Genomic DNA, 18794 nt, shown 5'->3' on the forward strand with positions numbered 1-18794 from the left:
GATCTCTAGTCGCCCACGGCTCCATCGATCCGTTCACGCAGGAGGTCGGCGTGCCCGTTGTGCCGGGCGTACTCCTCGATCATGTGGGCGAGCACCCAGCGGGCTGTGAGTCCGTATCGGTGCGGTGGCTCGTCGAACGAGTGGTCCAGCGACATGCCTTCGAACGACTTCTTGGCCAGCTCGATCTCGGTGATCAGCAGGTTGTAGTCGGCTTCGGCGGTCTGCGCGGTCGCGCCGTTGTGGTCGAAATCCGGATCGGGATCGCCCGGTTTGTAGAAGTTCATCGGCACGTCCTCGCCCCCCAACCGGCGGCGGAACCAGACCAGCTCGACATCGGCCAGGTGCCGGATCAGACCGAGCAGGGACAGTGTGGACGGCGGTACCGACCTGGTGGCCAGCTGCTCGGGCGTCAGGCCCGCGCACTTCATCAGGAAGGTCGAGCGGTGGTAGTCGAGCCAGTTGAGCAGCATGGTGCGTTCGTCCGCGGCCGGCGGCGCGTCGATCCGGCCGACTTGAGGGGCAGTCCAGGACATGGCTGCAGATCCTGGCAGTCAGTCGGTGAAGTCGCCGACCGATTTACGTACCCGGGCCAGCAGCTCGGAGAGCTGTTTGGTCTGCCGCGTGGTCAGGCCGCGCAGGCCGAAGTCGATTTCGGTGACAGCCTTGGTCGCTGCTTCCCGGCGCTCGCGGCCCGCCTCAGTGATCTCGGTCAGCGTGGTGCGCCTGTCCGTCGGGTGCGGCGTGCGCTTGACCAGGCCGTCGGCCTCCAGCCGGTCGACGATGTTGGTCACGCTGGTCGGGTGCAGCTGCAGGCGTTCGCCCATCACCCGCATCGGCAGGCTGCCGCGCTTGGCGAACGAAAGCAGGACAAGAGCCTCATAGCGCGCGAAAGTCAAGCCGTGCGGCCGTAGTGCACCGTCCACCGCCGACTGGATGATCTGCTGGACCCGCATCACGCTGGTGACCGCCGCCATGGACTCGGACGGGCCGATCCGCTCCTCCCATATCTCGGCCGCACGGGCAATGGGGTCGAACGGCAACGGGCGTGACGTCATGGCGCCAAAAGCTACCAGGCGGTATCCATGCAATGTCCGCAGCAGAAAGGAGGCCCACATGCTGGTCGCGTTCAGTGTCAGCCCACTCGGCGGCGAATCCGACAGTGTGGCCAAGGCGGTAGCGCAGGCGGTCCGGGTGGTCCGCGAGTCCGGTCTGCCCAACCGCACAAGCGCCATGTTCACCGAAATCGAAGGAGCGACGTTCGCCATAGACTACATCAGTGGCCAGCAGAGACAGGCCGACAGAGCATGTGAACGCAAAAGGCCCCGCCTCCTCACCGGGAGACGGGGCCTTCGTGCTCAGGGGATGGCGGCGGACAGAACGGCGCGGGCGAGCGCGGGGGGAACGGCGTTGCCGATCTGCTGAAAGATCTTGGTCTGGCTCCCCTGCCACGGGTAGTCCGCGGGGAACGACTGGAGAACTGCGGCTTCCTCCATCGAGATCCGAGCGTCGTCGGCGGCGTTGGGGATCCAACGGCCCGCGTCCTTCTCGGCGTAGATCTGCCTTCGCGCGCCGGAGCCACCGACCTTCTCGCGGTCGGGACCGCCGGTCACGCCGGACGCGATTGTCGGGTATGGACGGTGAGTCATCCCCCAGCCGAGAGCGTTGGCCATACTCCGCCATGGGAGGAGCGTCGGGTCTCCCTCGTTCTGGGGGACGCCGCGCTTGAACGGCCGGTGCGTCGGGGCTGGGAGGGATACGCCTCCGTGTAAACGGGCTACCAGGAAGGCCCGCTTTCGCACCTGTGGTACGCCGTACTGCTCGGCGGAGAGCTTGCCGGTAGCGACCGTGTAGCCCTCGCGCCGGAACGCCTCGGCCATGTACTCCCAGACCGGCAGGACGGCCGGAACCTGTTCGAAGGCCAGCCACTCGTACTGCTGGCCGTTGTCGAGGGCGTCGAGGACCCAGCGGAGGGGCTCTAGGACAAGGCCGGTGCGAGCGTCGGCGAAGACGGAGTAGTCGACAGACTGGCGAGCCTCCAAGGTCTTTGCCAGGTGATAGACGGTGTCGAGCGCGGCCCGGCCCGCACCCTTCCCTCCCGCCGAGAATGGCTGGCACGGCGGGGAAGCGATGAAGCCGGGCACGCTCCGAAAGCTGATCGGGTGATGGTTTCGGACGTCGTCCTCGACGGCCAGCAGCCCGGCCGCCCGGCGGGTAGCGCAGGCAGGGCAGTCCCATTCGATTCCGAGTGCGGTGATGCCGAGTTGCCGGGCCGCCACGTCCCAACCGCCAGGGCCCGCGAACAGGTCGATGGCGTCGTACGGCTCGCTCTGAAAGTCGGGCATTTGTGGGATGTCTGCGCGACTTTCGATCTCTGCTCAGTTCGTTAGTCGAACAGATTCGTTCGACTAGCGGGCCATCCCATGTGATGTGTGTCACCTGTTAGGTGGTAACGCTTCGCGATCTTACCTGTGACGCTGTGTGATTTTTCTATATTCGGCCTGGCCGAGGCGGCATTGCTTCCCGTTGAATGAGGCGCCGGATGGCCTGATTTGAAGTCCGATCAACAAAGTCTGTTCAAATATCTTGACTTCTCGTACTGTCGGCCAACAGGCAGTCGCGCCCTCTTGACAATCCGTGTTACGGTTGTCGCGTAGGCGAGTGCCTTGAGGAATACTTCAGGCATGCCGCGCTCCCAAGCTCCAGCTACGCCCACGCGTGCGAAGTCGTCAGATCCGCCCCACTGGCGTGTGATCTTCGTTGTTCTCAGTTGGCGCGCGGCGCCCTTCTGGCTAAGCCTTTGGCTGGCTCTAGTACTCGCTGCGATTGTGTTTCTTACCGCGCTTTCGGCACCGTGGTTATCGGGCGGTCTCGGTGCAGCTGCCAGCATCACGGCAGCTCAAGCGGTCCGGCGGCGGAAGCGCCGCGTGCGTCAGCAGGAGCGGCGCTCACTGTCGACTTAGCCATAGGCCAGGTTCGTGCTGATCGACCTACGGCGGCAACGCGCTACGTAGTTACTGCGGACAAAACAGCGCGAGCGAGTACTGGAGGAATGGCGTTGCCGATCTGCTGGAACGCCTTGGTCCGGACGCCCTTCCATGGGTAGTCGGCAGGGAAGGTCTGGAGGGCGGCAGCCTCCTCGACCGTCACGCGGTCCGGCTCCGAGTCCACACTCTCGGTTGGCCAGCGCAGCCAACTCCGGGCTTTCTCGGTGACGGTGAAGCTCGGCTGGCCGGTTGCGCGGAGGTCCCGAGCGCGGTAGTCGGTGCCGTTGATCGTGATGGCCCGGCCGCCGGGGTCGACGAGCCGCGGGAAGCCGACCAGTCCGGCGGGCCAACCGAGGGCCTCGGCCATCGAGACCCAGGGCAAGAGGGAGGAGTCGCCGTTGTCCTGAGGGACGTCCTTTACGAGCGGGCGGTGGGTTGGGGTCGGGAGAGCGGCCGTGCCGGATCGCTTCGCCACGAGAATCGCGCGGGAACGCGTCTGGGGAACGCCGAACTCCTCGGCGGCGAGGTTTCCAGTGGCCACGGAGTAGCCCTCGCGGCGGAGAACGTCGGCGACGGCCTCCCAGACCGGTAACACGGTCGGAACCTGTTCAAACGCGGCCCATTCGGCAGGAGCGCCAGAGTCGAGCAGCGCGAGCATCCACCTGAGCGGCTCCAGAACGAGCGCGGTCTGCTCGTCGGTGAACGCGAAGGTATCGACGGTGTGGCGGGCCTCCAGGCTCTTGATGCCGATCACGACGAGGTCGAGGGTCTTTCGACCGGCGCCCTTCCCTCCTGGGGAGAAGGTCTGGCACGGCGGCGAGGCGATGAATCCGGGCACGCCGAGGAACTCGATCGGGTCGAAGTCGCGGACGTCGCCCTCGTAGGTCGGAAGCCCAGCGGCGCGGCGGGTTTCGCATGCGTCGTGGTCCTTCTCAATGCCGCGGACCCGGAGGCCGAGGTCGCGGGCGGCGACGTCCCATCCTCCAGGTCCGGCGAAGAGATCGGCGGCATCATATGTGCTGGTAGCGGTTTCTCGAAAGACGGCCATGGATGGGACGTCTGCGAGTTAGGCGTCCGCCGGCCGGCGAACTTATTGCGAGTGCCGCGAACCCGGCTCGTCTAACTGGGCGAAGGAAGTGACTTACGGGGCGGATCGCGTTAGCCTGGTCCTGTAGCTGTGGACGGTTCGGGAGTAGAGGCGAGAACCACCACGGCGGTGCGGAGATCCTAATTGTGGTCGCCGCCGACATTGTCAGACATAGTCCGCGAGCCAAGGAGCTAAAGTGCGGAGTGCAGGTCGTTGCCAGGCGTCCCGCCATCCCAGGGCTGGAGCGACCACTAAGACGTCCGGTAGGGCGTAGACGGCGTTGCCGTCTTTCAGCCGTCAGGCTGACATGCGTGTGACCGCTCTAGTGACCCGAGCTGTGTGCGGCACGGAGGAGCGGAGTGCAGTGAAGCTGGGTGGTCGTGTCCTAAGGGCTCCCCAGTCCTAATAAGGCATGCACGGTGATTCTCCTGATCTAGCGATCAGAGCCCTGGGCTGTTAGCTGGTGAAGGGCTGTGTCCGTGTTGTCTTTCCTCGGCCCGGTCGGGCTTGTACTGCTTGCCATCGTCGCAGCGCTCTGGGTGAGCGCCATCGTGAACTCTGTCCTGGACAGGTCGGCAGCTGCTGACAAGAACGTGAAGGTTGTTGTGCGGCTTTTGCCGTGGCCTCGCGTTGAGATGGATATAACATGCAAAGACATCGAAGGGGAGGTACGCGGCGAAGGCCGCGCGCTTGAGCCGGAGGGTGGTGAGCCGTCGGCTGCCGACCCGAAGCAGTGATCTACGGGCGTGCGGGTGGCGAGGCCGAGGGCGAAACCCCACTCACAGTGGGTTTTCTGCCTGTTCTGTCATCTATACCTATATGAAACGTCTCTATATAAGGAATAACGGACCAGGGCGTCAAAATCCCACTGTCAGTGGGGTTTTAAACGACGTGGGCGCCCGGTCGGCTCCTACCCGCGTGCGTCACTCGGCTACCGTGAACCTCTCGGTGGCGAGGCCGCCGTCACCGGGCGGAGAACAGCGGCCTCGTGTCCTCAGTATCCAATCAGGACGTGCCAGTCGGCGTGATACTCGGTCCGGTCCGCCGTCACGACCGATCCGCATCGGGAGCAGATGACCAACGGAACGCCCTGGGGGATCTCGGAGAAGGTCGCCGGGACCGCCGACGGCGATGCTGGCTGAGGTGCCTGGCCTGGGGCATCTCCGCGACGGCGCGCGGCGACGAGCTCATCATGGAAGCGACTCACCAGGTTCTGTCCTCGCCCACTGCTGCCAGGAGGGCGTGCAGGTCGGAGACGAGGAGGCGGGCGGCGTCGCCGTCGAGCCCGAAGGAGTGGATGCGCTCCGGGTCGGTGTTCCCGCCGTTGGCGACTCGCCGGTCCAGTTCGTCGAGGTAAGCGCCGACCCTCTCAGCCGGCCCTGTGACGCGTCCGCGGAGGGCCTCGACGACAACGGCAGCCCAGTGGTCCTCGCGGCTCTTCCCCGGTCGCCCGGTTGCCCAGTGGCCACATCGGCAGGTCCATCCCGCGGCCACCCGCATACCGGATGTCTCGCGGTGCTCGTGGAGAACCCGGCGGATCGTTGAAACGCGTTCGACGTCGTTCACCATCGCTGGGTCGCCTTCGCGTCTGCCAGTTCCAGGTCAGCGTCGCAGTTCGGGCATGAGTCGGTCAGCCGGTACTCATGCGGGCACTTCGTCCGGCTTGCGACGTCCCGGCCAGGGCCGGAGATCCAATACTTCGGGTCGGCCTTGATGTCGGCCACCGTCGGGGCATCGGTTCGCAGCTGCTCGGTCCGCGTCTCCAGCGCGAGCGTGAGCGGGTGCTGGTTGGACTCCCGGGCCAACACGTACGGAGCAGTCAGACCACCGATGCGGATACCGCCGGGGACGTGGTCGAGGACGTACTTGGCTTCGATCTCGGCGATGGCCTTGACGAAGGAGGCTGCCTTACGGGCCTCGTCGGGGTCGAGGAGCGTGATGAGGGCGGGCGGGTAGGTCACTCAGGCCTCCTTGTTCGGGTCGTGTAAACGGTGCAGAGCGTGAAGCGCCTCGGTCAGCACGGTGTGCGCCTCGGCCAGAAGGTGCGATTCCTGACTGTTCAAACAGGCCGCACCGCAGAGGCTCGGCGCGCCACAGCAACGGAATGCGCGGAGCCGGGTAGGGAACTCCGCCATGCGGTCGGCCACTGCGGAACTTGAGCGCCGGACGGGCTCCCGACGGACGTCCGGACTACGCAACTCGGCGGCCAGCTCGCCCGCGTCGCGGAAGTGAACGACGGCCGTGTGTTCCAAGGCATCCCGCTCTACAGGGCCGAGCTGGCCCAGGGCGTTCAGTTGAATGTCCCTTCCGTGATGAGCTTCTCGATCCGGGCGGCCGTGTCGGCCAGGGCCTGGCCTCCGGCCTTGCGCTCGCCGTCGGTGCTGTTGGGCATCCAGAACCGGCCACTCTCGGCCAAGTCCTCCAGGAATGCGGCCAACTCGCGGAGGCGGGCGGGCGGTACGCCGGCGGGCTCGCTCGGGTCGGCGTCGCCGAGGTGCTTCTCTGCGTCGTCGCGGGCCTCGTCCTCGACGCCGAAGCCGACATCCGCCGCGCCGCACGAGCATCGCCAGTCGATGAGAGGCAGGCCGGTTGCGTCGTTCCTTGAGGCGGGCCAGGCCACGAAGCGGATGCTGTGTTCGTGTGAGGCCGCACACCCGACGTCCCCGCACCCGAGGTCGGGATGGGCCTTCACGTGGCCCACCGAGACACATGGCTCGCAGTGGCCGGGGTCGCCGACGGACTGGCGCTCCGGGTTGCTTCCCGCGTGTCGGTGCGGGAACTGGCGGTAGGGGAAGTCAGTCAGCTCGCGACATCGGCAAGCGCGAGGGCCGTCCGGGTCCCCGTAGCAGTCCCAGCACCGCTGAGTGCAGTTGACGAAGTGGCTGCCGTCGGCCAGCGGGCCGGCGCAACAGCGACGCTCTAACGTAGTCACCTTGGGTCGCTCCACTTCTGTCCATTGCGGAGGGCGTTGAGCCAGCGGCGGATGTCGTGGCGGGTGTGGCTCTGCCACAGTGCGATGGAGAAGCCGCGGTGGGTGAGGTCGTCGAGTGCCTCCTGGGCGAAGTCCTGGCGGCCCTGCTCGTAGGCATCCCGGATCGCGCGGGCGCCAAGGTCGGCGACAGTCTGTTCAGCCACGGTGTGCCGTCCTGCGGTCGAGGTCCTCGGCCCACGCCGTCGCCGTGGCTGCGAGCTGGATGAGCATGGAGCGGAGGGCGCCGGGGTCGTCTTGGGCGAGAGTCGCGAAGACGTCCTTCAGGACTAGGTCCGGCCAGCAGAGCAGGCCCTCACGCTCGCGCTCAGTGGTGATCCGAAAGGCCTCTCCGGCGGCGGCCAGCCAGGCAACTCCGGTGTTATCCGGCAGGCTCAGGACGCCGTCCCGATATACCTGGAGACTGCGCTCCTCGGACACGTCGCCGAGTACGTACGGCGTTTCCGGAGTGGCCTCGACGGTTTCGGTGTCCTTGATCGGGTGCTCGCTCATAGTCCTGACGTCTGCGCGGCGGAGGACGTTTGCTCAGGCGGGACCCCTGCGGTCAAGGCGAGGTATGCCGGGATCGCTGGTCTCTGCGCTACACTTGCCATTGAAAGGGAACGGACTTGGGCGACCGGTAGGTGCCTAAGTCCGGGCAATGCCATGACCGCATTAGGAGGTGCGGAGGACTAGCAGCTCGGGCGCACTAGCGCAGCTGCTCTCAAGTTCCGCTCTGTTCTCTCGCAACCTGACGAAGCACCACATCTTGGTTCCGCTACTGGGATCATCCGACGCGAGAGCCTGCCGCGCAGGTGGACCTTGGTTCAACCAGCCCAATTCGCTGGTCGAGCTGAGGTGTGCCGCAGTCTCGACCAGCAATGGTGAAAGGTCCATTGCGATGGTCGACATAATCGCACCGATTGTCGGTGCTATCTCACTTCTCGGCGCCGCTGGCTTCAGGTTCGCCACCGCCCGTTTGTTCGTTAAGCACGCCGCGAAGAAGGATCTCCCCGCCATCGCCCGGGAGATGTACCGGCCAAGACTCCAGTTTGGCGGGAAATCCGATCCTGCAGACTCGACGACTCAAGACCAAGACGGCAAGGAAGACGAACCTGGTCCTGGGTCATAGGAGCACAGTCGTTCTAGCGAAATTTCCGGTCGGGGTCGGCGAAGCCGTGTCGTCTCAGCGCGGCAACACCGTTCTTCCAGCTCCGACAGTCCGAAGGCGTCGAGGCGAGCACAGTGACGAAATCGCCCGCTCCAGTTCGGATGACGTAGTGGTTCTTTTTGTTGCGTTCCACCTGAAAGCCCTGATCTTTGGCCTGGCGCACGAGGTGGCCGGTCTTCTTGTCCATGTCGGTCTCCCTGTGGGCCGGTCGCTCCGCTAACGAATGACGAAGCGACCGAAAGATCTCGGTGGAAAGGTCACGCCTCGACCATCTGGGTCCCGCAAGGGCAGGAGGGGAGCCCGATGGCAATCCACTTGGCAGTGGTCCGGACGGTGTAGCCGTCCTCCGGGCAAACCAGCTTGAGCATCCGAGTTCCTTGAGGCTTAGGGCCGGAGGAGATCCGGCCGCCGTCGCCGTCCGCGCCACCGGGACCGGCCGGGACGGGCTGCTTGGTGCGCATGAGCGTCGCGGCGGTGAGCGCGCCGTGCGGGTACTCGCCCAGCGTCTCGGCGAGGCAGACGAACTCGGCGGCCAGCTCGACCGAAGCGGTCGTGGCGGTCATCTTGCCCTGCAAGCCGAGCCGGGTGGCGGCTTCGGCGAAGGCGCCCTTGTGGCCGTGCTGGCAGTCGTCGGCCGCGTGGATCAGCTCGTGGAGCAGGATGTCCAGGATTCTCGCGGTGTCGTTGACCTCTGGCGAGATGAAGATGTGGTTGACGTTGTCCTCGGAGGCGCGCTTTGCCCAGCACTGGCCAAGGATGTTCTTGCTCTCGGCCTTGGAGCCGAAGCCGAAGCCGACCGAGACGTGGATCTTCTCGGGCAGCGGCATGCCGACCTCGACGAAGCGGGGGCGGAGGGCCTCGATTGCGTTGTGGAGCCACATCTCGCGGGTGGTGGTGGGAGCGGTCATCGGGGGCCTCCTTGGCTCTGTGGCCCTTTGTGGGCCGGACAAGACAAAAGCTACCGAGAATTCTCGGTGGATGCAAGAGTGTAAACGGTGTGCTCGTCGTCACGTGTTTACACGTGGCGCTCACCGAGATTTCTCGGTACGGTCACGTGTGTGGATGCACTCCTGAAACACAAAGAGCCCCCGCCTCCACGCGGGAGACGGGGGCTCGATCGAGCTGATAGGGGCGCTAGCGGAAGAGCTTCTGGACGTCGGTGAAGGTGGCGTCAGCGGCTGTGTCGCCGTTCGGGCTGAACTGGAATACGACGGAGTCCAGGCCCTCCTTGCGGAGGGTGAACTTGGATGTCATCTTCGCCGAAGTGCCCGCGACGAGCTGGCCCGGCAGGTCAGATGCGCCGCCGTTGCTCACCGCCCAGCCGGTCGCCTTATAGCGGTTCACGCCGTAGAGAAGCGAAGCGCGGACACTGCTCTTCTCGGCCGGGAAGGAAAACGTAGCGTTACTGCGATTTGTGATCTCGGTGGTGATTGTTGCCAAAGTGTTCTCGGTGGGGTCGGAGTCGTATATGGCCGGGTCTGCCGCACCGGAAGTTGCAGAGACGATTTGGACCTGAATGTCGTCTGGCAGGGTGATCGGGGCCGTTGCCGGGCCGGTCAAGACTGGTGCGTGTCCCTCGCAGAATGCCTTGTGTGCATTGAGAAAGCCCGGGTCGGAGCACTGGGCTGGGTCGAGGCCGGCGTCCTGGGACGCTGCTGGCGGAGTGGCTCCAGCGGCTCCTGGAGAAGGAGCGTCGCTGCCTCCGCAGGCGGTCAGGGTCAGGGCGCCGGCCAGCGCCACAAGGCCGACCGAGAACGTTGAGGTGGGCATGGCGCCCGACTTTACGTCACCGCGGACGCTTCGAGAACCGTGCCCGGTCCAACAAGAACGCGATGAGCGGACCGACAGAGCCCGCGGGGATCACCACCACGTCGTCGCCGTCGTTGATGTCGAAGACGAAGGCACTCTCCCGGCCGTGATCTGCACACTCGCGCTCGGCGTAGTAGACGTCGAGGACGTCCCCTGCGTAGTCGGTCGCGCGGAAGCGGTTCTCCTTCCCGGGCAGTGAGGTCAGGCCGTCGAACTGTTCGGGGGTGAGCTGACCGGGGACCTTCTCGTCCTCGGCGCCGAGTGTGGTATCCGCATCGGAAGCCCAGCGGGTCAGCTCCTCGTCGGACTCCAACAGCGCGCGGAACTGAGCGTCGATCAGTTCGTCCGGCTCTGCGGGCTTGTAGTCGTCGCGGAACGGCTCGACGACATCGAGGCCGAGCCACCGGTTACCGTGGTTCGTAGAGACCGCGACGACCTCGACCTCCTCGCCCTGCTCTACCTTTGTGCGCTGCTCGATCACGGTGACGATGTCACCCTCGGCCAGTTCGGTCGCGTAGGGCTCGTCGACCAGGACGCGGACCTTGTCGCCGGGTCGGTAGTCGGGAGTGGCGGTACCAGGCATTGATCTCTCCTCGGGATGGGAAAAGGCCCGGCCGCCGGGACACAGTGGTCAACCGGCGGCCGGGCTTCGGCTCAGAGGTGGGTCAGCGTGCGGTGTGGTCGACCTTCGCCGCGGCGAGGTAGGCGATTACGCGGTCGATGTCGCTGCTGGTCAGGAAGGAGGTCTCCCCGTTGACGTCGATCTCCACGACGTCGTCGTCATCCGTCCGGTCTCGGCGGATCTCAAGGTCCCGGACAGACAAGCTGCTTTCGGTGGCCTTGCGGGCCCCCTCCAGCGTCAGCGGAGCGGAGACGGCGGTCGTCTCGACGCGCGGAACAGGCTTGTGCTCCGACAGGATGAACTCGGCTACGCCGATGAGGTCGTCGAGGTGGACGTCCTTGCCGAGCATCGCATGCGCGGCGTGTGCGGCCTGGAGCCGCTTCGGGTCGATGAGGACCTCGGCGGTCTCAGGCTTCGACTGGTCGGCGATGGTGCTCACGAGTGCGGGTCCCATTCGCTCAACCTGGGTTGCGACGTACTGGGTCCCTGCCACGTTTACACGGAACCGGCGCGGCATGTGTCCGTTCGCCGGGGTGGCCGCCTCCACAGTCCCGATCTTGCCGATTGCGATGCGGTCTGTCTGTGGAGCAACGGCGACGATGCGGACCCGGTCGCCGACACTGGGCTTTACAGCCTGAGTCAGCGGCGGATGCGCCACGTTGAAACGGCCGGAACGCGGCGGTCGGGCCTCGGACAGAAGCTCGCGCTCCCAGGACTCCAGGGCGTGATCGATGCTCTTGGCACGGACAATGATCGGGCCAGCAAGGCTGCTCGTATTGGGGATACCGACGATGTAAGCGCCCGTGTGCCCGATCCCGGTACGGCCGAGGAACCTGCCCTGGCGTCCGATGAAGCGGCGGTCGATCGAGGACTCGACGTCGCGGATGATGACGCGGTCTTCGCGGCTGAAGGTGTCGGTGGTCAAGGCGTCTCGCGCTCCTTGTGCGGTGGTGTGATCGGGCTACCCGGGACGTCTGCGAGCGCGCGGCCGGCTGCTCACCACACGCGGGAAAGTCCGCGTTTGGGGTGGTTACTGGGGATGCGGGCAGCAGTATGAGCGGCGTCAAGGACCTCTTGACGCGGAAGCGACCTCCGCCCAGGGCAATGGATCCCAGGGACAGAGGCCGTGACGGAGCGGACTGTCAGCCGCGCTTTTCGTTCTCGTGAATGAGGCGGCCCAGCAGGAGCGCGCCGAGGAGGGCGACGAGGAGCCAGGTCAGGAGGAACCAAACGACGGTCATCGACGGGTTCCCGACCGGGCAGGGAGTCCGGTGAGGACATCGCGGGCGAGGACGGCGAGGTCGGCCTCCAGCTCGTCCAGCTCGTCGAAGTCGAGCGGCCAGGAGTTGGCGAGGTCGTCTGCGGAGAGAGTGGTGACGGTGTGCATCTCGGGCTCTTTCTTGTTCTTGTGCTTGGGGCTACTGGAGAGGTCTGCGCGCGGTGTCGGCTCTGCTCACTCCCCGTCGGCGACGAGCGACTCCAGGGCGGCGCGCATGGTGGCCAGCGCGTCCCGGCGGTAGCGGTTGCAGGAGGACAGGGCCAGGCCGAGGCACTGGGCCACCTCGCGGTCGCTCATGACGGGGTCGCTCGTGTCGGAGCGGAACCCAGCTGCCGACCGAATGTTCTCGGTGGCAACGTCAACGAAACCGTAACGGAGGCGGAGGATCTGCTCCTCCCGGTCGGAGACCTTGGAGAACGCCCAACGGATGAGGTCGCGGTTGGCCAGGTCATCGGCGGCGTCCTCGGCCATGTGGTCGATCAGGAACGCCTCGTGACGGTCGTCGCTGTTCTCGTCGCCGTCCATCGCCAAGTCAAGCGATACGACGTGACCGTAGGCGCGGTGGACGGCGAGGAAGGTGGACGGGTCGAGGCCGTTCGGGGTGGTCCGGCACACCTCGTAGGCGGCCTTGACGTCGCGGTCGTGCTGACGCAGGAGCCGGAAGTAGCGCGCGGCGACGTTCTCCTTGACCTGAATGAGGTCCTTGGTCCGGGACTTGTCGGAGAGCTCGTACCGCAGCATGGTCCGGATGTCGCGGGAGAACGGGACATCGGAGTCGAGGTCAAACTCCCGGACGGCCTGCATGAAACGGGCGTAGCAGATCGCCTCGGCCTCGTCGTAGTCGAGCCGGGTGGCAGTACGGGCCATGGAGCGGATGAGTGGAGTGAAGCTCTGAACGAGCCGCGTGAGCGCAGCCTCCGACTTGCGGGTCTTGCCAAAGGCGACAGTTTCGTTTCCTGTGGCATCGGTGATCACGGTGCACGGGACGTCCTGAGCGGCGGAGATCAGGGCGTACTGCGCCTCGGGCGACAGAAAAATCTCGGTGGTGTCGACGTTTGTGTAGTTCTGCACGTTATTACTCCTCGTTATGGCGATGTTGCAGGCAGTGACTTACCTGGGCATGGGGGTAGCCGGGACTGTGCTGAGCACGAAAGGGACTGTGAGAGGCGCGATTAGCGCGAGGTGCCCGGGGAAGGCGGGAACCGGCAGGTCGTCTGCCGTGGCGCTTGTGGCGTGCTTACCGGCTGGCTAGTGGAGCTGTGCTGTCTTCGTCTTCCCTACTTTTGAGCGGTGGAGTCCAGGGTGTCGCCTGGCGGCGATCCAGCAAGGGGTCTCACCGTGAGTTCTCGGTGGAGCGACCTTAGCATCCAGTTGGACTGCTTCCCATGGGGGCACATGGTTTGGCGGAACTACAAAAAGAAGGCCCCGCTCTCCAGGTGGAGGCGGGGCTTGTGTCCTTGGTGACGCGTTATCCGGCTAACTCTCTGGGTGGCTTCAGTTCTGTCTCGAACTCATCGACCGATGGGGACCAGTCGGAACCGCTCGTCCAGTCATGTGCGGCAACCACGGTTCGTGCCTCTTCCAGGAGCCGCTCGTAGAGCATTCGCCCCTGGAGTTCTGCAACCGTAGGGCCGGGGAGAGTCACTATTCGTTTCCTTCCTGACCCTCCCACCGGGTGACGGCGGCATTGAGGGCGGCGATGTGTGGTTCAAGAACGTTGCGTGCCTTGCGGAGTGTTGTGGCAGTGGCCCGGATTTCGTCGGATAGGGCCAGTCTCCGGGGATCCAGGACGGTGTCCAAAGTGGGGTTCCGCACGCCGCCGGACTCGGCCGATCCCGTTGAGTGTCGGCTCCGAGGCGGGGCCTCGTACTGGGCGGCAAGGGCAGGGCTCAATGCCAGGCCCAACTTCCTGATGGTGTCGATGAGTGTCTTGTAGTCGTCCTTCGCGGTGCTCATAGTGAGGTTGATTCACCTTTCAAATTTGCTATCGACACGTCGGGATTTGCCGTAACTTCAGAAGGCCCTGAAACTTGGTGTTGTGGATCACTTTGAAAACCACGTCATACGGGCGGTATGCAGCCGTCAGGCGGCGTCGAGCAGCCGCTTCTGTTCGGCCGCCATGTATCCCGCTCCCCAGCTCCGCCCGTAAACCTCGGGGTCGGAGGTGATCGGGATGCCCATGAAGTCGCGCTCCATGAGGCGTCCGATCTCCCGGATGACCTCCTCGGCGTCCGCAGCTGGCGCCTGGGCCACCAGTTCGTCGTGAACCGGTAGGAGGATGTACTCGCTCATGCTGGCGTCGTCGATGGCACATAGCGCTTTTGCGAGGATGTCGCGGGCCGTGCTCTGCACCATGTAATTCGTTGCGGCGTAAGCGCGTTCGCGGTCAAGCGGGAGACGGCGTCCGATCGGCGTGACGACAGCGCCTCCGCCGTAGGCGGCCTTCCGCTGGAGAACGCGGCCATAGGCCGGGATCTCCGGGAACGCCTCGTCGTAGGAGGAGATGACCGGCCGGACCTCTTCGAGCGTTGCGCCCGACGTCTTGGAAATCGTGGCCGCGCCTCCGCCGAACACCTTGGCGAAGCCGGTGTTCTTGGCGATCTTGTACTGCCACTTTTCGTAACCGTTGGGCCACAGAAGGTTCGCCGTGTACTCGTGGATCGAGACACCCTGGAGGATGGCCTTCTTCATCTCCTTGACGTCCGCCATCGCTGCGAGGACGCGCATTTCGACCTGTGCGTAGTCCGAGGCGATCACGAGCCAGCCCGGGTCGGCGACGATCGCGCGCCGAATCGTCCAGTCTGACGAGGGAAGCTGCTGGAGCGGTGGACCAGACACCGACATCCGCGCCGTCCGTGCTGCAAGGCTCTTGATGAACGGGTGAATCCGGTCGTTCTCGTCGCGGTCGGTGAGGAACGGCAAAGCATAGGACTCCCGCCACTTCGCGGCCCTCTTGCTCCGAAGGATCGCGTCGGCCAATGGGTTGGGGTCCCGGCGACCGATGCGACTCCAGTCCTTATCCAGGTCGGCCATCGGGAGGAGGACCTCCTTGCCGACGGCGGGATTTCCGGTGGCCGTCTTGTCCTTCCAGGCCTCGCCCATGCCCTGGAGACCCTCGATCACCTGGCGCGTCGAGTTGACGTTTTCGACGCCGTAGCCCTTAGCTATGTGGAGGTAGGTTTCGGACTCCTCCTCCAGCCGGTCGACGAGCTTCTTCGTGTAGTCAACATCGATGAGCAGGCCGCGGCGCTGCTGGTGGGTGGTGATGAGCTGGACTCGGTGCTCGAACTGGGCGAGCTTGGAGAGCCCGGCCTGCTTGATCAGGAGGCCCAACTCAGCCAGAAGTCGGGCCGTGTAAACGACATCGAGCCCTGCGTATGTCACGTAGAGCGGGTGATCGATATCGATGAGTGCCCAGCCGGTCGACTTGTTCGCCTTGTACTCGCGGCGGAACACCTCGTAGAGACCCTTAGCCGTGTCGGCGGCGTCGTTGTCGACATAGACCGTCGAGAGTGGCTTGAGGCCGAGGCCAGCGCCGCCGTCGTGCTCCGTCCGCGGGTCGCAGAGGTGGGCGAGGATGTAGGTGTCGAACGTGCGAGGGCCGAGGGACTCCAGCGACGCGAGCCCACAGCGGTCGAGGACCAAGAGGTCGAACGGCGCGTTGTGGGCGGCGAAGCGAAGCTCCTGAGCGGCGAGCGCTTCGGCGATGACTCCACGGAACTGGTCTGCGCGGAGAACCCAGGCCCGCTCTTTGTCTCCGAACTGGACCAGCCGGGTCCTGAATCCACGGGAATAGATCTTGAGGCCGGTCGTCTCGGTGTCGAGACCGAGCACGCGGGGAGTGTCCGTAAGGAACCGCTCGAAGCCGGTGATGTCCTGGTCGCGCTCTGGGTAGAAGATGGGGACTTCGTCCCCGTTTACACGGTGCTTGAAGATCTTCACTGGGCGGTCGCCCTTCACGGATCCGGGGGTAAACGCGGAAAGGCCCCGCCTCCCGGGATGGGAAGGCGGGGCCTTGGGATGGAGCTGGCGCGGTGGGGCTAGGTGCCTGTGCTACGAGAGGAAGGCGTCGAGGTCTGGCGCCCCAATCGGTCCATCACTCGGGACATCTGCGAGCGGTGAGGCTTCTGCTCGCGGCTCATCAGACTTCTGCGGAGACCTGTCGGGGGCTGGGTCGCCGATGTGCTCGGAGGGGCGCCGCTTACGGATGCCCTTGAAGCTCACCGATCCAGCGGGCAGGGTCTTGACTGCGCCGCGCTCCTCCAGTGCCTTCCAGAACGTCGACCGCTTCCAGCGCTCCTTCTTGTCGAGCTGCTCCTCCTCACACCACTCCTGATAGAGCGCCCAGACGTCCTGGCCCTTGATCCGGCCCGCCGGGTCCTTGACGAGGTGCTCGGCGTAGAACTCGGCGAGGTTGTCGCTCGTCTCCTTGAACTCGGCGGTTGCCTTGGTGACCACGTCAGGGTCCTTGAGGGTGTCGCAGAACCACTCCATCGCGCCCTCGACGGCCCAGGCCAGGATCCCGGCCGGCCCGTCGCCGTAGTCCTCGCCGTCGCGGTAAGCCGCGTTCGGCACGCGCTTACCGAGGAACTTCGCGGTCAGGTACTTGTCCTTGTCGTCCGCGGTGAAGGTGCGGTCGAAGGGGACGAGCTTGACCCGGCGCCACAGGCCGTAGTCCTGGCCCCGGAAGTTGGGCTTGTAGTTGGTGGCCAGCATGATCAGGAACGTCGGAACGAACTCAAAGAACTCCTTGCGCATGAAGCGCGCGGAGATCGTGTCGCCACCGGTAAGCCTCTTGATGACGGCCTCGGCCATCTGCCTACCCTGCTCGCCCTCCGACGCCATGACGAGCCGGGAGCCCTTCAGGGCGGCGATGTCATTCGGGATTCCGCCGGACGGCTTGATCTCGAACGTCGAGAACGGCGTGGTTGTCGTGATCCCCTTGAAGATCCCGGTGAGGGTTTCGATGAAGACGCCCTTGCCGTTTGATCCCCCGCCGTAGAGGACAACCAGGGCCTGTTCGGTCGTGTGGCCGGTGATCCCGTAGCCGGTCAGCCGCTTCATATACGCGGGAAGGTCCGGGTACTTCTCGAAGATCTCGACGAGGAACTTCTCCCAGCGCGGGTTCCGTGCGCCCTGGATGTAGGGCACGTCGACCCGTCGCAGGAGGAGAAGGTCCTTGGTGGCCGGAGAGTACGGGGACAGCTCGCCGGTTTCGAGGTTGACGACCCCGTTGCCACACGCGAGGAGATGCGGATGCTGATCGAAGTCCTCATAGGACGCGAAGACACCGGGCAACGCCCGGAGTTCCCGGATCATCGAATCGATTCCGCGGGTGGACATCACGTAAGAGACCAGCGAGCCGGAGCGGGCCTTCTTGCGCTGGGCGTCCAGGAGGTCGCCAGTGGTCTCGCGGAGGTCCTTGTCGTCGATGCCCGCGACGCGCGAGTCCATCGACTGCATCTGGTCGAGGATGGCGCGCTGGACTCGGGCCGCGACGGTCTGGGCCTGTGAACGGACCCACTCGGCGTGGTCGACCTGCCAGGTCCCCGCGTCCGGCTGGTAGACGATGAAGCCCGCTTCGGAGGTGAAGCGAACGTCTCCGCCCTGCTCCTGGACGACGGCGAGGAGCGTCTTGGCGTTGTAGACGTCGGAGAACAGGCGGGTGATGTCCTGTGCGATCTGCTCCACGGTGATCTCGTCGGAGCCGTAGCGCGGTGCGTCCTTGACGGCCTGGATGAAGGCCTTGTCGAAGGCTGCGCCGGAGACCTCTCGCCACTTCGTGATGTCGTTGGCGTCGGCCAGGATTGAGAGCTTGTGGACGTCGAGCTTGCGCTCCGACAACGCCCCGGCGACGTCGCGGGTGAACTTGACTCCGGCGGCGTCGTCGTCCCCCGCCACTACGACGCGACGCCCGTGCAAGTGAGCGGCCAGCTCGTCGGCGAGGGCGGCGTTCATGCCTAGCGCGGCGCCGCGGATCAGAATGACGTCATATCCCAGCGCGTTTGCGGTCAGGCCGTCGCCTGGCCCTTCGGTGATGATCACCTCGTTCCAGCCGGAGCCGCCAGGGAAGTAGCCGTACTTCGCCCACGCGGCGCCTTCTGGGTTGTTCGGCCCCGACCACTTCGCCCGGACGCCCTCGTCGGACAGCGCGCGTGCCTGGAGGTACTGCGGGTGTCCGTCGAAGTCATAGAACGGGATTACGATCCGTGGGACGTCGTGGTAGAGGGCGCGGGAGAGCGTGAGCTTGCCGCCGTCCACGGTTCCGTCGTCGTATCCCAGCCCCAGCTCGTTCGCCTTCTCCAGGGTGATCCCGAAGCGGCGGAAGGCGTAGTCGATGACCTCGGACAGGATCGGAGTTCCGTCGGCCTCGTAGGAGACCGAGCGGAGCATGGTCTGGGTACGGTCGAGATAGAGCTTGAGGGCGGCTCGGTCACCAACGGACGGCTTCTCCGGGACGCGGCCAGCAGAGCGGACGTCGTCGATGTCGCCGGGTTCGACGTTGAACAGGTCGGACATGGTCAGATCGAGGGCCTTGAGGACGTCCTTGGTCTCGCAGCCGGCGCGGCACTTGAGGCCGACCTTCTTGCTCTGGGCGTTGTAGCCGATGCGCAGCGACGGCCGGGAGTCTTCGTGGCTCGGGCACGTGACGACGTATCCGTTGGACTCAGTTTCGACCTCGTCGAATCGGTCGAGGAGGGCCGCGAGCGTGAGGGGCGTCGACCGTCCAGCCGGGCCGGGGTCGTTGAAGGGGTCCACGGTGCTCCTGCTCGTGTAAACAACGAGAGCCCCCGCCCTCCACGTTGGGAGGACAGGGGCTTCTCGGTGGAATGTCCTGCTGTCACTCGGAACCTCTGCGAGGAGGCACTGATCT

General features: G+C 65.3%; 20 protein-coding genes and 1 pseudogene. 2 read left to right on the plus strand and 19 right to left on the minus strand.

The features are described 5' to 3' along the window. Window positions 1–5 precede the first annotated feature (5 nt). Window positions 6–533, minus strand: coding sequence for a DinB family protein (locus JOF56_RS18285; RefSeq protein ID WP_209639461.1), 528 nt, complete (start codon window positions 531–533; stop codon window positions 6–8). Between the two features lie 18 nt (window positions 534–551). Continuing rightward, the gene (locus JOF56_RS18290) at window positions 552–1055 is read right to left on the minus strand and encodes a MarR family winged helix-turn-helix transcriptional regulator (RefSeq protein ID WP_209639464.1); all 504 of its coding nucleotides are present in this window, start codon (window positions 1053–1055) and stop codon (window positions 552–554) included. Between the two features lie 58 nt (window positions 1056–1113). Here JOF56_RS18290 and JOF56_RS58025 point away from each other — a divergent pair. Then, a pseudogene (locus JOF56_RS58025) lies at window positions 1114–1251 on the plus strand (thiamine-binding protein); the annotation flags it as partial. A 104-nt stretch (window positions 1252–1355) separates the two neighbouring features. On the opposite strand, the gene JOF56_RS18300 reads toward JOF56_RS58025, so the two are convergent. Then, complete coding sequence (locus JOF56_RS18300) at window positions 1356–2342, minus strand: DNA cytosine methyltransferase (RefSeq protein ID WP_209639471.1); 987 nt, start codon at window positions 2340–2342, stop codon at window positions 1356–1358. A gap of 661 nt (window positions 2343–3003) precedes the next feature. After that, window positions 3004–4032 (minus strand): DNA cytosine methyltransferase, encoded by a 1029-nt coding sequence (locus JOF56_RS18305; RefSeq protein ID WP_209639474.1) that lies wholly within the window; start codon window positions 4030–4032, stop codon window positions 3004–3006. A 512-nt stretch (window positions 4033–4544) separates the two neighbouring features. Here JOF56_RS18305 and JOF56_RS18310 point away from each other — a divergent pair. After that, the gene (locus JOF56_RS18310; RefSeq protein ID WP_209639477.1) at window positions 4545–4808 is read left to right on the plus strand and encodes a hypothetical protein; all 264 of its coding nucleotides are present in this window, start codon (window positions 4545–4547) and stop codon (window positions 4806–4808) included. 466 nt (window positions 4809–5274) lie between these two features. Here the strand turns inward: JOF56_RS18310 and JOF56_RS18315 are convergent, their stop codons facing one another. The 15 genes from JOF56_RS18315 to JOF56_RS18385 form a co-directional block, all read right to left on the minus strand. Beyond that, window positions 5275–5640 (minus strand): hypothetical protein, encoded by a 366-nt coding sequence (locus JOF56_RS18315; protein ID WP_209639480.1) that lies wholly within the window; start codon window positions 5638–5640, stop codon window positions 5275–5277. After that, complete coding sequence (locus JOF56_RS18320) at window positions 5634–6032, minus strand: hypothetical protein (RefSeq protein ID WP_209639484.1); 399 nt, start codon at window positions 6030–6032, stop codon at window positions 5634–5636. Before JOF56_RS18320 ends, JOF56_RS18315 begins: the two co-directional genes overlap by 7 nt. A gap of 329 nt (window positions 6033–6361) precedes the next feature. Beyond that, window positions 6362–6691: a hypothetical protein gene (locus JOF56_RS18325; protein ID WP_209639487.1), complete on the minus strand. Its 330-nt coding sequence runs from the start codon at window positions 6689–6691 to the stop codon at window positions 6362–6364. 308 nt (window positions 6692–6999) lie between these two features. Next, window positions 7000–7206: a hypothetical protein gene (locus JOF56_RS18330; RefSeq protein ID WP_209639490.1), complete on the minus strand. Its 207-nt coding sequence runs from the start codon at window positions 7204–7206 to the stop codon at window positions 7000–7002. After that, entirely contained in the window at window positions 7199–7552 is a 354-nt protein-coding gene (locus tag JOF56_RS18335) for a hypothetical protein (RefSeq protein WP_209639492.1), read from the minus strand. The genes JOF56_RS18330 and JOF56_RS18335 overlap by 8 nt, the downstream gene beginning before the upstream one ends. Before the next feature lie 632 nt (window positions 7553–8184). Further along, window positions 8185–8397, minus strand: a complete 213-nt coding sequence (locus JOF56_RS18340; protein ID WP_209639495.1) for a hypothetical protein — start codon at window positions 8395–8397, stop codon at window positions 8185–8187. 70 nt (window positions 8398–8467) lie between these two features. Continuing rightward, window positions 8468–9118, minus strand: a complete 651-nt coding sequence (locus JOF56_RS18345) for a SprT-like domain-containing protein (protein WP_209639498.1) — start codon at window positions 9116–9118, stop codon at window positions 8468–8470. Between the two features lie 226 nt (window positions 9119–9344). Next, a complete protein-coding gene (locus JOF56_RS18350; protein ID WP_209639500.1) occupies window positions 9345–9770 on the minus strand; it encodes a hypothetical protein in 426 nt (141 codons plus the stop codon). Window positions 9771–9996: 226 nt separating this feature from the next. Further along, entirely contained in the window at window positions 9997–10602 is a 606-nt protein-coding gene (locus JOF56_RS18355; protein ID WP_209639503.1) for a hypothetical protein, read from the minus strand. A gap of 82 nt (window positions 10603–10684) precedes the next feature. Continuing rightward, a complete protein-coding gene (locus tag JOF56_RS18360; RefSeq protein ID WP_209639506.1) occupies window positions 10685–11566 on the minus strand; it encodes a hypothetical protein in 882 nt (293 codons plus the stop codon). A gap of 312 nt (window positions 11567–11878) precedes the next feature. Continuing rightward, on the minus strand, window positions 11879–12028 hold the full coding sequence (locus JOF56_RS18365; RefSeq protein WP_209639509.1) for a hypothetical protein: 150 nt from the start codon (window positions 12026–12028) through the stop codon (window positions 11879–11881). A 66-nt stretch (window positions 12029–12094) separates the two neighbouring features. Next, window positions 12095–12991 carry a sigma-70 family RNA polymerase sigma factor gene (locus tag JOF56_RS18370; RefSeq protein ID WP_209639512.1) on the minus strand — a complete coding sequence of 299 codons (897 nt, stop codon included), beginning with the start codon at window positions 12989–12991 and terminating at the stop codon, window positions 12095–12097. Window positions 12992–13564: 573 nt separating this feature from the next. Continuing rightward, a complete protein-coding gene (locus tag JOF56_RS18375; RefSeq protein WP_209639515.1) occupies window positions 13565–13876 on the minus strand; it encodes a DUF7169 domain-containing protein in 312 nt (103 codons plus the stop codon). Window positions 13877–14002: 126 nt separating this feature from the next. Beyond that, window positions 14003–15880 carry a DNA polymerase gene (locus JOF56_RS18380; protein WP_209639518.1) on the minus strand — a complete coding sequence of 626 codons (1878 nt, stop codon included), beginning with the start codon at window positions 15878–15880 and terminating at the stop codon, window positions 14003–14005. A gap of 93 nt (window positions 15881–15973) precedes the next feature. Then, window positions 15974–18679, minus strand: a complete 2706-nt coding sequence (locus JOF56_RS18385; RefSeq protein ID WP_209639520.1) for a phage/plasmid primase, P4 family — start codon at window positions 18677–18679, stop codon at window positions 15974–15976. Window positions 18680–18794: the final 115 nt, after the last annotated feature.

This window comes from Kibdelosporangium banguiense (assembly GCF_017876405.1).
Lineage (GTDB): Bacteria > Actinomycetota > Actinomycetes > Mycobacteriales > Pseudonocardiaceae > Kibdelosporangium > Kibdelosporangium banguiense.

What these genes read in the sequence shown, in the direction of transcription:
- JOF56_RS18285 (WP_209639461.1), bottom strand. Translation starts at nt 533, where the DNA reads ATGTCCTGGACTGCCCCTCAAGTCGGCCGGATCGACGCGCCGCCGGCC.
- JOF56_RS18375 (WP_209639515.1), bottom strand. Translation starts at nt 13,876, where the DNA reads ATGAGCACCGCGAAGGACGACTACAAGACACTCATCGACACCATCAGG.
- JOF56_RS18340 (WP_209639495.1), bottom strand. Translation starts at nt 8,397, where the DNA reads ATGGACAAGAAGACCGGCCACCTCGTGCGCCAGGCCAAAGATCAGGGC.
- JOF56_RS18335 (WP_209639492.1), bottom strand. Translation starts at nt 7,552, where the DNA reads ATGAGCGAGCACCCGATCAAGGACACCGAAACCGTCGAGGCCACTCCG.
- JOF56_RS18300 (WP_209639471.1), bottom strand. Translation starts at nt 2,342, where the DNA reads ATGCCCGACTTTCAGAGCGAGCCGTACGACGCCATCGACCTGTTCGCG.
- JOF56_RS18305 (WP_209639474.1), bottom strand. Translation starts at nt 4,032, where the DNA reads ATGGCCGTCTTTCGAGAAACCGCTACCAGCACATATGATGCCGCCGAT.
- JOF56_RS18290 (WP_209639464.1), bottom strand. Translation starts at nt 1,055, where the DNA reads ATGACGTCACGCCCGTTGCCGTTCGACCCCATTGCCCGTGCGGCCGAG.
- JOF56_RS18315 (WP_209639480.1), bottom strand. Translation starts at nt 5,640, where the DNA reads ATGGTGAACGACGTCGAACGCGTTTCAACGATCCGCCGGGTTCTCCAC.
- JOF56_RS18355 (WP_209639503.1), bottom strand. Translation starts at nt 10,602, where the DNA reads ATGCCTGGTACCGCCACTCCCGACTACCGACCCGGCGACAAGGTCCGC.
- JOF56_RS18345 (WP_209639498.1), bottom strand. Translation starts at nt 9,118, where the DNA reads ATGACCGCTCCCACCACCACCCGCGAGATGTGGCTCCACAACGCAATC.
- JOF56_RS18365 (WP_209639509.1), bottom strand. Translation starts at nt 12,028, where the DNA reads ATGCACACCGTCACCACTCTCTCCGCAGACGACCTCGCCAACTCCTGG.